Origin of the sequence: Rossellomorea sp. RS05 (genome assembly GCF_039822645.1) — a bacterium.
GTDB classification, from domain to species: Bacteria; Bacillota; Bacilli; order Bacillales; family Bacillaceae_B; genus Rossellomorea; species Rossellomorea marisflavi_B.
In genome coordinates, this window is record NZ_JBDKWY010000001.1 from 485953 (window position 1) to 498880 (window position 12928).

12 protein-coding genes are annotated in these 12928 nt (G+C 46.0%); all 12 read left to right on the forward strand.

The window, feature by feature from the left end:
* Positions 1-83: 83 nt before the first annotated feature.
* Positions 84-1244, forward strand: a complete 1161-nt coding sequence (gene sucC / locus ABJ225_RS02550; protein ID WP_053427310.1) for an ADP-forming succinate--CoA ligase subunit beta — start codon at positions 84-86, stop codon at positions 1242-1244.
* Positions 1245-1260: 16 nt separating this feature from the next.
* The gene (gene sucD / locus ABJ225_RS02555) at positions 1261-2163 is read left to right on the forward strand and encodes a succinate--CoA ligase subunit alpha (RefSeq protein ID WP_053427309.1); all 903 of its coding nucleotides are present in this window, start codon (positions 1261-1263) and stop codon (positions 2161-2163) included.
* A 125-nt stretch (positions 2164-2288) separates the two neighbouring features.
* Positions 2289-3098 (forward strand): DNA-processing protein DprA, encoded by an 810-nt coding sequence (dprA, locus tag ABJ225_RS02560; RefSeq protein ID WP_187443096.1) that lies wholly within the window; start codon positions 2289-2291, stop codon positions 3096-3098.
* 249 nt (positions 3099-3347) lie between these two features.
* Positions 3348-5426 carry a type I DNA topoisomerase gene (gene topA, locus ABJ225_RS02565; RefSeq protein ID WP_347318271.1) on the forward strand — a complete coding sequence of 693 codons (2079 nt, stop codon included), beginning with the start codon at positions 3348-3350 and terminating at the stop codon, positions 5424-5426.
* 337 nt (positions 5427-5763) lie between these two features.
* A complete protein-coding gene (xerC, locus tag ABJ225_RS02570; RefSeq protein WP_053427306.1) occupies positions 5764-6657 on the forward strand; it encodes a tyrosine recombinase XerC in 894 nt (297 codons plus the stop codon).
* Between the two features lie 20 nt (positions 6658-6677).
* A complete protein-coding gene (hslV, locus tag ABJ225_RS02575; protein ID WP_053427813.1) occupies positions 6678-7220 on the forward strand; it encodes an ATP-dependent protease subunit HslV in 543 nt (180 codons plus the stop codon).
* Positions 7221-7257: 37 nt separating this feature from the next.
* Positions 7258-8667 (forward strand): HslU--HslV peptidase ATPase subunit, encoded by a 1410-nt coding sequence (gene hslU, locus ABJ225_RS02580; RefSeq protein WP_079515943.1) that lies wholly within the window; start codon positions 7258-7260, stop codon positions 8665-8667.
* Between the two features lie 93 nt (positions 8668-8760).
* Positions 8761-9540: a GTP-sensing pleiotropic transcriptional regulator CodY gene (gene codY, locus ABJ225_RS02585; RefSeq protein ID WP_048004060.1), complete on the forward strand. Its 780-nt coding sequence runs from the start codon at positions 8761-8763 to the stop codon at positions 9538-9540.
* Between the two features lie 590 nt (positions 9541-10130).
* Complete coding sequence (flgB, locus tag ABJ225_RS02590; RefSeq protein WP_056537206.1) at positions 10131-10520, forward strand: flagellar basal body rod protein FlgB; 390 nt, start codon at positions 10131-10133, stop codon at positions 10518-10520.
* A gap of 2 nt (positions 10521-10522) precedes the next feature.
* Positions 10523-10978: a flagellar basal body rod protein FlgC gene (flgC, locus tag ABJ225_RS02595; RefSeq protein ID WP_056537203.1), complete on the forward strand. Its 456-nt coding sequence runs from the start codon at positions 10523-10525 to the stop codon at positions 10976-10978.
* Positions 10979-11031: 53 nt separating this feature from the next.
* A complete protein-coding gene (gene fliE, locus ABJ225_RS02600; RefSeq protein ID WP_048004520.1) occupies positions 11032-11292 on the forward strand; it encodes a flagellar hook-basal body complex protein FliE in 261 nt (86 codons plus the stop codon).
* Between the two features lie 30 nt (positions 11293-11322).
* A complete protein-coding gene (gene fliF, locus ABJ225_RS02605) occupies positions 11323-12918 on the forward strand; it encodes a flagellar basal-body MS-ring/collar protein FliF (protein WP_347318275.1) in 1596 nt (531 codons plus the stop codon).
* Positions 12919-12928 lie beyond the last annotated feature (10 nt).

Here is a 12928-nt window from a genome sequence, read left to right on the forward strand (position 1 = left end):
GTATAATGGTAGACATCTAATCTATCATTTTATACAATGAAAGCGCAGTCTATTTTTTGAAGAGTTCGATAGGAGGATGGAAAATGAATATCCATGAATATCAAGGTAAAGAAATCCTCAGAAATAACGGGGTATCCGTGCCAAACGGTAAAGTGGCCTTCACTGCCGATGAAGCGGTCGAAGCTGCAAAGACACTCGAATCAAGTGTGTATGTAGTAAAAGCTCAGATCCATGCAGGCGGCCGCGGAAAAGCGGGCGGAGTCAAAATAGCGAAAAGCTTGGATGATGTTCGTACATATGCCGATGAACTTCTAGGAAAAACATTGGTGACACACCAAACAGGTCCTGAAGGGAAGGAAGTAAAGCGCTTACTTATCGAAGAAGGCTGCGACATCAAAAAAGAATATTATGTCGGTCTTGTTCTTGATCGTGCAACTTCTCAAGTCGTGCTCATGGCATCTGAAGAAGGCGGTACAGAGATCGAGGAAGTAGCGGAACAAACACCTGAAAAAATCTTCAAAGAGTACATCGATCCGGTAGTGGGTCTTACTGGTTTTCAGGCAAGACGCATTGCATTCAACATCAATATCCCTAAGGAATTGGTCGGTAAAGCAGCCAAGTTCATGCTCGGGCTTTATCAGGTGTACCTGGAAAAAGACGCTTCCATTGTTGAAATCAACCCTCTGGTTGTTACGGGTGACGGCAATGTGATGGCGCTAGATGCAAAATTCAACTTCGATTCCAATGCTCTATATCGTCATAAAGACGTCCTTGCACTTCGTGACTTGGAAGAAGAAGACGCAAAAGAAATCGAAGCATCGAAATATGATTTAAGCTATATCTCCCTTGATGGAAATATCGGCTGCATGGTCAATGGAGCTGGACTTGCCATGGCCACAATGGATATCGTCAAGCATTATGGTGGCGATCCCGCCAACTTCCTTGATGTTGGGGGCGGCGCAACGGCAGAGAAAGTAACCGAAGCCTTCAAAATCATCCTTTCCGATGAGAACGTAAAAGGGATTTTCGTCAATATCTTCGGAGGAATCATGAAGTGTGACGTCATTGCAACTGGTGTCGTGGAAGCGGCGAAACAAATCGGCCTGGACGTTCCACTTGTTGTACGTCTTGAAGGTACGAACGTAGACCTCGGTAAAGAAATCCTGAATCAATCAGGCTTGAATATCATTGCAGCCGAATCAATGGCTGACGGCGCACAAAAAATCGTTGAGCAAGTAGGCTGAGAAAGGCGGGAGAAAAATGAGCGTATTTATTAATAAAGATACAAAAGTCATCGTACAGGGAATTACCGGTTCAACAGCGCTTTTCCACACGAAGCAAATGCTTGAGTACGGTACTCAGATCGTAGCTGGTGTGACTCCTGGTAAAGGCGGAACAGAAGTCGAAGGCGTGCCTGTATTCAATACAGTCGAAGAAGCGAAAAAGGCAACCAATGCCAATGCTTCTGTCATTTATGTTCCTGCCCCGTTCGCGGCGGACGCGATCCTCGAAGCGGTCGATGCTGAACTGGATCTTGCCATCTGTATCACAGAGCATATCCCGGTACTTGATATGGTGAAGGTGAAACGTTATATGGAAGGCAAGAAGACCCGTCTTGTCGGCCCTAACTGTCCTGGTGTCATCACTCCGGATGAATGTAAAATCGGTATCATGCCTGGATATATTCATACAAAAGGTCACGTCGGTGTGGTATCCCGCTCCGGTACATTGACGTATGAGGCGGTTCATCAGCTGTCACAGGCCGGAATCGGTCAGACGACGGCAGTCGGTATCGGAGGAGACCCCGTCAATGGAACGGACTTCATCGATGTGTTGAAAGCCTTCAATGAAGACGAAGAAACGTATGCTGTCATCATGATCGGTGAGATTGGTGGAACGGCAGAAGAAGAAGCGGCTGAGTGGGTCAAGGCGAATATGACCAAACCGGTCGTCGGATTCATCGGTGGACGCACTGCACCTCCAGGAAAGCGTATGGGACATGCAGGGGCAATCATTTCAGGTGGTAAAGGGACAGCTGACGAAAAGATCCGCGTCATGAATGAGTGCGGGATCGAAGTGTCGCCGACTCCTTCCGAGATGGGTGAAACCCTCATATCCGTACTGAAGGACAAAGGCATCTACGATAAATGTAAAACTCATTAATCAAGGGAAAGGGCTGATGGACTCAGCCCTTTTTACCATACCTATTAAAGGAGGTCCTTTCACTGGAAATACGTGAAGCAATATTCCGCTTGTCTCATTGCCGAGAGATCGGCACCTCACGAAAATTGAAGCTTATTTCATCACTGCAAGCCCCCACATCAGTCCTCCCCCACATTTCCGCACTCCAACTGATACTCTCCATCTCCATTGAAAAAGCATCTAAACTCCATAAAGAATTTCATTCCATCCCTTTTACCAAACTCAAGCTGCACTATGCAGATAAAGGGATAAAGTGGTTCACAATTGCCGATGAAGGGTATCCTGATCTGCTCAAGGAGGTCTATGATCCGCCCCTGCTCCTATTCTGTAAGGGGGATACCGAGCTCATGCACGCTCCTATGAAACTAGCTATCATCGGGGCTAGAAAATGCACACCCTACACTGGGAAAGTCCTCTCCCATCTCATCCCATCCCTTACTCAACACCGCGTGACGATCATATCCGGGCTTGCCCGGGGTGCCGATACGATTGCTCATGAAACATCAATCCGAAGCGGTGGAAAAACCATCGGAGTCATTGCCGGGGGGTTCGATAATATTTATCCGAAAGAAAATGTGCCCCTAGCGAATCACATGATGGATCACCATCTCATGATCAGTGAATTCCCTCCCCATACAAGACCTGAAAAATGGCAGTTCCCACTACGAAATCGGATCATCAGCGGCTTGAGCCATGCCGTATTGGTGACGGAGGCACAGCGGAAGAGTGGTACCTATAGTACGGCAGACTATGCACTGAATGAGGGGAGAGATGTATTCTGCATCCCCGGGCCCCTATTCGCACCCATGTCCGAAGGGACGAACAGCCTCATCCAGGAGGGTGCCAAAATGGTGGTTTCAGCTGAAGATATTCTTGTAGAATTGGCTCGAATGTGATGAAGACCGGACCTTTCGGTGCGATGATTTAACAGGTTTTTGTACAAAATGGTTGCATTTATGATGAAACTGTTATACATTTTGCATCAGGTATCAAAAACAATAGAAGAGAGACATAATGAAGAAATCGGATCCCTGTTCCAGCTTTGCAACAATTGCTGAAAACGTTTCCCTCAATTGTATGATGGAGGGAGATTAAGGGAATTAAGATTGAAAAAGGATCATTTTCCTCTTTAAGGAGGCCCATGAATGGCAGATTATTTGGTAATCGTAGAATCGCCAGCGAAGGCAAAAACAATTGAGCGTTACTTAGGAAAAAAATATAAAGTACGTGCATCCATGGGGCATATCAGGGATTTGCCGAAGTCCCAGATGGGTGTCGACGTTGAAAATGAATTCGAACCGAAATATATTACAATCCGCGGGAAAGGCCCCGTGTTGAAAGAACTGAAAACAGCCGCAAAAAAAGTGAAGAAAATCTATCTCGCGGCTGACCCCGACAGGGAAGGGGAAGCCATAGCTTGGCACCTCGCCCATAGTCTGGACCTTGATGTCGCATCAGATTGCCGGGTAGTATTCAATGAAATCACGAAGGATGCCATCAAAGAATCATTCAAGCACCCGAGAGCTATCAATATGGACCTGGTCGATGCACAGCAAGCAAGGAGAATCCTCGACCGACTCGTCGGGTACAATATCAGCCCGCTCCTATGGAAAAAAGTGAAGAAGGGGCTGAGTGCAGGACGGGTACAGTCGGTTGCGGTCCGGTTGATCATCGACAGGGAAAATGAGATCAAAGAGTTTACTCCTGAAGAATACTGGTCCATCGATGCTCAGTTCAAAAAAGGGAAAGACATCTTCTCGGCAGCATTCTACGGAATCGATGGTAAGAAAGTGGAACTGAAGAATGAAGATGAAGTGAAAGACGTCCTTTCACAGATGAAAGGGAAGTCGTTCTCTGTTGATAAGGTGACGAAGAAGGAACGAAAGCGTAATCCCGCTCCTCCGTTCACTACTTCTTCCCTCCAACAGGAAGCAGCTCGTAAACTCAACTTCAGGGCAAAGAAAACCATGATGCTCGCCCAGCAACTCTATGAAGGAATCGAGATGGGCGGCAAAGAAGGAACCGTCGGTTTCATCACCTATATGAGAACCGATTCGACCAGGATCTCCGAAGTCGCTCAAAAAGAGGCCGGTGAGTACATCACGGGGAAATACGGGGAAGAGTTCCTCAAAACCAGCCCTCGTAAGGATAAAAAGCAGCAGAAAGCCCAAGATGCCCATGAAGCAATCCGTCCGACCAGCACCCTGAGGGACCCTTCATCGGTGAAGGAATTCCTCTCGCGGGATCAGCATCGCCTTTACAAGCTGATCTGGGAGCGGTTCATATCAAGCGAGATGGCACCTGCCGTCATGGATACAATGAGTGTAGACCTCGTCAATGGTGGAGTATTCTTCAGGGCGACGGGTTCCAAGGTGAAGTTCCCAGGATTCATGAAGGTTTACGTAGAAGGATCGGATGACCAGAAGGAAGAGAAAGATAATATCCTTCCCGCTCTTAAAGAAGGAGATAAAGTGACTTCGGAAGCCATCGACCCGAATCAGCATTTCACCCAGCCACCTCCAAGATACACAGAGGCAAGGCTCGTCAAGACCCTTGAAGAGTTGGGGATCGGTCGTCCTTCCACATATGCCCCGACCTTGGACACCATTCAGAGAAGGGGATATGTTTCCCTTGATAACAAGCGATTCATCCCTACCGAACTTGGTGAGATCGTCCTTGAACTCGTGCGGGAATTCTTCCCGGATATCATCGATGTTGAATTTACCGCCAATATGGAGAAAAGCCTGGATAATATAGAAGAAGGCAATGAAAAATGGGAAAAAATCATTGAGCACTTCTATAAAGATTTCGAGAAGCATCTTGAAATCGCCGAGAATGAAATGGAAAAAGTCGAAATCCGGGATGAACCGGCCGGGGAAGACTGCGAAGAGTGCGGTCACCCGATGGTATTCAAAATGGGACGCTACGGGAAGTTCATGGCGTGCAGCAATTTCCCTGACTGTCGGAACACAAAGCCGATCGTCAAGGAAATCGGCGTGAAATGTCCGAAGTGTGAAAAAGGGAATATCATCGAGAGGAAGAGCAAGAAGAAGCGAATCTTCTACGGATGTGACCAATATCCTGAGTGTGACTTCCTTTCCTGGGATAAGCCGATTGAGCGGAAATGTCCGAAATGTTCCGAAATGCTCTTGGAGAAGAAGCTTAAAAAAGGAAATCAGATCCAATGTGTCAACTGTGATTACAAGGAAGAAGAACAAAAGTGATCAGAGGGTCATTCTTCCTATTGAAGAATGCATTCTAAAAGCATAGAATAAACAAGGGACTGTCCTGAAAGCTCAATGCCATTTCAGGTCAGTTCTTTTGTTGTTTCCACCTTATACATAAATTTACAAAATACTTAAAACTTTTTTATTTTACGCAATTGGTGTACAATTCTTCATGGTAGACGACCAGCCCGTGGACCCTGTTTTAAGGGGTTGGATGTGAAAAGGTGGCCCGTTGGGATAAACAATTCAGAACTTTGTGAAAAAAGGGTGAAATGAATTGCAAGCCCCATGGGGTTGTGTTACTATTTAGTAGCCCTTGTGAGGTGTTTAACGAATGAATGAAGAACATTCACTACAATCCTTTATCGATTATCTGAAAATAGAGAAGCATTATTCTTCTTATACATTTGAACATTATCGTCATGATATTGAAGAGTTTTACGTATTTATGAAAGAGCAGGGTATAGGTTCTTTGAAAGATGTCGAGTATTCTGATGCAAGGCTGTTTTTGACCAAACTCCATGATCAAGGTTTGAAGAGAGCTTCTGTCGCGAGGAAAGTATCGAGCATAAGAAGCTTTTATCGTTTCTTGAACAGGGAGGCCCGTATCCTGGAAAATCCATTTTCTTATGTGAACCTTCCAAAGCGGGAGCAAAGGCTGCCGAAGTTTTTTTATGAAGAAGAAATACAAGCTCTCCTTGATGCCTGTGGGGATTCCACTCCGCTCGAAATCAGGAACAGGGCATTATTCGAGCTTCTGTACGCAACGGGCATGAGGGTAAGTGAATGCTCGGGTCTTACGCTGGATGATCTGGATTTCTCCTTGTCGATCCTCTTGGTCCGAGGGAAAGGGGGAAAGGAGAGGTATGTGCCGTTCGGTAGTTTTGCCCATGACGCACTGGAGGAATACATAAACCGTTCGAGGACGACTTTGACCAAACATGCGTCAGAGAAACATCTCTTCCTGAATCATCGGGGCGGTCCCCTGACTCAAAGGGGGATCAGACTGATCCTGACCAAGCTGATCGACAAAGCCTCCCTGACAAGGAAGATTCACCCTCATATGCTCAGGCACACATTCGCCACGCATTTATTGAACAACGGTGCGGATCTGAGGGCTGTGCAGGATCTCCTTGGGCATGCCTCTCTTTCTTCCACCCAGGTGTATACGCATGTATCGAAGGACCAATTGAGGAAGTCATACCTCGCGCATCATCCACGTGCATAATGGAGAAGGGAATGAGTAGGATGGAACAATTTCATGCAACAACGATATTCGCCGTTCAACATAACGGTCAATGTGCCATGAGCGGTGACGGTCAGGTGACATTCGGTAATGCAGTCGTCATGAAACATACGGCCAGGAAAGTAAGGAAGCTTTTCAATGGTAAGGTTCTTGCTGGATTCGCCGGATCGGTTGCCGATGCATTCACCCTTTCTGAAATGTTCGAAGGAAAGCTTCAGGAGTTTAACGGAAATCTCCCCAGGGCTGCCGTTGAACTTGCAAAGCAATGGAGGAGCGACAAAATCCTGAGAAAGCTAGAGGCCATGCTTATCGTGATGGATCAGGAACACCTATTGTTGATATCAGGAACTGGGGAAGTCATTGAACCGGATGACGGGATCCTTGCCATCGGATCAGGGGGCAATTACGCCCTTTCCGCTGGACGCGCACTGAAGCAGTATGCCGGTGAGCACCTGACGGCAAAGGAAATTGCCCGGTCATCTCTGAATATTGCATCTGAAATTTGCGTTTATACGAATAGTCAAATCATCGTTGAAGAGCTTTGATATAGATTCCCGTATGGGGCAAAGGAGTGTGTAGAGAATGAAGAATTCGGAACATTTAACGCCGAGGCAAATCGTTGAGCGTCTCGACCAATTCATCATCGGTCAGAAAGATGCCAAGAGGGCTGTAGCGGTCGCTCTTCGCAACAGATACCGGAGAAGTCTTCTCTCAGATGAACTGAAGGACGAAGTGATCCCGAAGAATATCCTGATGATGGGCCCTACCGGAGTCGGGAAAACCGAGATTGCCAGAAGGATCGCCAAGCTGGTTCGTGCACCTTTTATTAAGGTGGAAGCAACAAAATTCACTGAAGTTGGGTATGTAGGACGAGATGTTGAATCAATGGTCAGGGACCTGGTGGAAACGTCGGTGCGTCTCGTGAAGGAAGAGAAGATGACAGGCGTGCAGGAGGCAGCGAGGAAAAACGCTGATCAACGCCTCGTCGAGCTGGTCGTTCCTTCAAAGAAAAAATCTTCATCCTATAAAAATCCCTTCGAAATGATCTTTGGAGGGAACCAAGCCCAGCCGTCTGATGATGATCAGGAAAAGCAGGAAGAGATGTCCCTCCAGGAAAAACGGAAGGTCATTGAGGAAAAGCTTCGCAACGGTGAACTCGAAGAAGAGTATGTCACCATTGAGGTGGAAGAACAACAGGCATCCATGTTCGATATGCTGCAAGGTTCCGGAATGGAACAGATGGGGATGAACATGCAGGATGCCTTGAGCAATCTTGTTCCTAAAAAGAAGAAAAAGAGGAAGCTCAAGGTGAAGGAAGCACGTGCCGTATTGACGAGTGAAGAGGCCCAGAAACTGATCGATATGGATGAGGTGACGCAGGATGCCGTCCTAAGGGCAGAGCAGTCGGGTATCATCTTCATCGATGAGATCGATAAGATCGCGAGCAAGGGTTCCGGTCAGTCTTCAGCAGATGTATCGAGAGAAGGCGTACAACGTGATATCCTGCCGATCGTCGAGGGCTCCACGATCGTTACCAAGTATGGCTCCGTGAAAACGGACCATGTCCTATTCATCGCAGCGGGTGCTTTCCATATGAGTAAGCCGTCTGATCTCATCCCCGAACTTCAGGGACGTTTCCCGATCAGGGTGGAACTTCAAAAGCTGTCCACGGATGACTTCGTGAAGATCCTGGTTGAACCTGATAATGCAATCATCAAGCAATATATTGCGTTGCTGGAAACAGAAGGTATACAAATCGAATTTTCTGACGATGCTATTCGTAGACTCGCCGAAATCGCCTATGACGTGAATCAGGAAACAGACAATATCGGTGCAAGGAGGCTTCATACCATCATGGAGAAACTTCTCGAAGATCTGTCGTTCGAAGCCCCTGATATTTCGATGGGAACCGTTTCGATCACTCCGGGCTACGTCGACGAAAAACTGAAAGCCATCGCAAAGGATAAAGACCTCAGCCAATTTATACTATAAGTTTTTTTTAGTGTGAATGTGGGTAAAGAAACATGAATTCATTCCATTATATATTGAAGAAGAAACACTTTAGCCGTAGTAGGAGGAAATAGTATGAATTTACTAGCGAAAACAAGAACCATTAATGCCATGCTGCAAAATGCAGCGGGTAAACCAGTTAACTTTAAAGAAATGTCCGAAACATTGAGCCAGGTCATCGAAGCGAATGTCTTCGTTGTAAGCAGAAGAGGGAAACTTCTTGGCTATGCAATCAACCAACAAATCGAAAATGAACGCATGAAGCAGATGCTTGCAGACAGACAATTCCCTGAAGAGTATACTCAAAACCTCTTCAATGTCCAGGAAACATCTCCAAACTTAGATGTGAACAGTGAATATACTGCGTTCCCAGTAGAGAACAAAGAATTGTTCAATAGTGGTCTTACAACGATCGTCCCGATCATCGGTGGAGGAGAGCGTCTTGGGACACTGATCCTAGCCCGCTTGGAGGCTTCATTCGAAGACGATGACCTCATTCTCGGAGAATATGGTGCAACGGTCGTAGGGATGGAAATCCTTCGTGAGAAAGCAGATGAGATCGAAGTAGAAGCCCGAAGCAAAGCGGTTGTTCAAATGGCCATCAGCTCCCTCTCCTACAGTGAGTTGGAAGCAATCGAGCACATCTTCGAAGAACTTGATGGCAATGAAGGGTTGCTTGTAGCATCCAAAATTGCCGATCGTGTAGGGATTACCCGCTCAGTCATTGTCAACGCACTCCGTAAGCTTGAAAGTGCCGGTGTGATCGAGTCACGTTCCCTTGGTATGAAGGGAACGTACATCAAAGTGCTGAACAACAAATTCCTCGTGGAATTGGATAAGCTTCGTACCAACTAATAGTTCCGCAATTACTAAAACCCCATCGTCGTTATCCGGTGATGGGGTTTTTTGCGTTGGATACACCTATTATATGCTTAAAAAACTATTTATGAGATTTATCAGGAATATGACTATTATGACAGCGTTTATTCAGATTCTTCTTTGTAAAACCATGCGGAAATCAAATATCAGTTCTCTAAAATAAAGCAAAAGTACTAGACGAGGTGAATCTTTAGCCCTTGTTAAACATTTGTTGAATAGTACAATTAAATTAATTCCTTGTACGACGGCATTCGACTGTGAAAGCTATAAAATTACATTTAATGGCATGATATAGAGAGCGTTTACTAACATAAAACCACGTGTAATAAGGAGTGAGGGAACTTTTTTTGTACTGATGAACTGATTTTCCAAGTGGATACGATGGGAACAAAAGGATTTTACATAGTATATAAGTCATATTTTTTTCAATTATCGACAAAGTTCTATCATTTTTACGGAAATTTCATAGACACTACTCGAGTGAAACATTACAATAAATACTGTTGCATGATAAATATGTCAAACTAAGTAGTAATTTGTAAAATAACTAGTTAGAGGTGGATATAGTGAACATTTTTTCCAATACATTTTCAGTTCTTGAACGGGGCCTTGACTATGCTTCGCTTAATCAGCGGACCATATCGCAAAACATCGCCAACGTGGATACCCCGAATTATAAAGCGAAAAAAGCAGAGTTCAGTCAAGTGCTTCAGGATTCAATGAATGCCTTAGAAGCAACCAGGACGGACTCCAGGCACTTCGCCTTCCAATCACAGCCCTCTAGCAGTCGAATTTCAATCAAACAACCCAATGAATACAATCATAACGGGAACGGGGTCGACTTGGATCGGGAAATGTCAGACCTTGCTTCCAATCAAATCTATTATAATGCCGTGACAGATAGACTGAGCGGTAAATTCAACAGCCTCCAGTCAGTCATTAAAGGAGGGAAATGAGCATGACCATTTTTGCAGGGATGAACACCACGGCTTCGGCCCTTACTGCCCAGAGGCTCAGGATGGATACGATTTCGTCCAATATGGCCAATGTTGATACTACCAGAGGAAAGATGGTAGATGGAGTGTGGCAACCCTATACACGCAAGAGCGTCGTGATGGAAAGTAAAGGTGGAGGGTTCACTTCATTCTTGAACCAGGCGATGGGCAAGACGGATTCTCCTGGAAGCGGTGTTCAGGTCTCAAGGATTGAAGAAGACACGCAAACACCCTATAAGATGCAGTATGACCCGGAAAATCCGGATGCCGATGCTGAAGGGTATGTAAGGCTGCCGAATGTCGACCCTTTGCGTGAAATGGTCGATCTCATCTCGGCTACTCGCTCCTATGAAGCGAATGTAACGGTGTTCAATGCCAATAAATCCATGCTGTCAAAGGCACTTGAAATAGGTAAATAAAGGAGGGGAAGCACTTGGCAATCTCAGGAGTCAATTCTGTACAAGGCGGTATGATGATACCGTCAGTCAAGATAAATGAAACGAAAACCGGAGAAGCGGGGTTCGGCAAGTTACTGAAGGATACGATCGATGAAGTGAACAAGAGCCAGCTTCAATCCGATGAAATGACCAAAAAATTGGTGATGGGGGAAAATGTGGACCTGCATTCCGTCATGATTGCATCCCAAAAAGCCAGCATCACCATGCAGACTACCATGGAAGTGAGAAACAAAGTGATTGAAGCCTATCAGGAAATCATGAGAATGCCAATGTAAGTAGATTGGCTATAGTACCGGAGGATTGTAATGAATGAATCGCTTACGAAATATAAAGATCAGATAAAAACGTTTTGGGGCAGTCGTTCCCGAAAACAAAAAGCCGGGATGGGGATCGGTCTACTGCTTATCCTCATCTTGATCGCTATCATCAGTTTCTTTGCCACCAGAACAGATCTGGTGCCTTTATACAGCAATCTCTCTGTGTCCGAAACGGGTACGATCAAGGAAAACCTTGACGGGCGGGGAATCACTTCGGAAATTTCAGACGGTGGAACGACGATCATGGTCCCGAAGGAACAGGTGGACACATTGAAGGTGGAGCTTGCCGCAGAGGGGATCCCCAATTCAGGAAGCATCGATTATTCCTTCTTTAGTCAAAACGCCGGTTTCGGAATGACGGATAATGAATTCAATGTATTGAAACTGGATGCCATGCAGACCGAACTGGCGGATCTAATGAAAAGCATCGACGGGGTGAAAGATGCAAAGGTCATGATCAACATGCCGGCCGAGCAGGTATTCGTGAGCGATGAAAATCAGCAGGGCTCTGCATCCATCGTATTGAATACCAACCCAGGATTCACGATGGACCAGAGACAGATCAAATCCCTTTATCATTTGGTGTCAAAAAGCGTACCCAAACTTCCTACAGACAATATCGTAATCATGAATCAAAATTTCGAGTACTTTGATCTTGATTCGCAAAATGCAGGTAGCAATGCAGTCGCCGGCCAGATGGAGATCAAAAAGGAAGTGGAGCGTGATCTTCAGCGCCAGGTCCAGAATATGCTTGGCACGATGATCGGCTTCAATAAGGTCGTCGTTTCCGTTACAACTGATATTGACTTTACCCAGGAAAATAGGGAAGAAAACCTCGTAACTCCGGTAGATGAAGAAAATATGGAAGGAATTGCAGTCAGTGCACAGCGGATCAATGAAACATACTCCGGTGAAGGCGCAACCGACGGGGGGACACCTGGTGCGGGTGACGGCAATGAACCGACCAACAGCGGTGTCACATATGGAGCTGGTAGCGAGTCCAATGGTGACTACGAAAAAATGGAAGAAACCATCAATAACGAAGTGAACAGAATCAAGAAAGAAATTACCGAGAGTCCCTATAAGGTAAGGGATATCGGAATCCAAGTCATGGTCGAACCACCCGAGCCCGATAACTTGAACTCACTTCCGCAATCGCGGGTGGATGACATTCAGCAGGTTCTCTCAACGATCATCCGCACGTCCATCGACAAAGATGAAGTTCCAGACCTTACGGATCAGGAACTGAGTGACAAGGTCGTCGTTTCTGTCCAGCCCTTCAACGGCAAGGTGGAGATGGACGACGAGAAAACCACTGGCCTGCCTTGGTGGATTTATGCAGTCGGAGGGGTGCTTCTCTTAGTGATCATTCTCCTCGTCATCATGATCATTCGTTCAAGGAAAAACGAAGAAGAAGTGGAAGAGCTGATCGTAGAAGAGAAAGTGGAGCTCGCATCCATCCCTGATATAGAGCCTAAACAGGAAACAGAGGCCACCATCAGGAGGAAACAACTTGAAAAGATGGCCAAGGATAAACCTGAAGAATTTGCAAAATTACTGCGCACGTGGCTAGCGGAAGAATAGGGGGATCGGT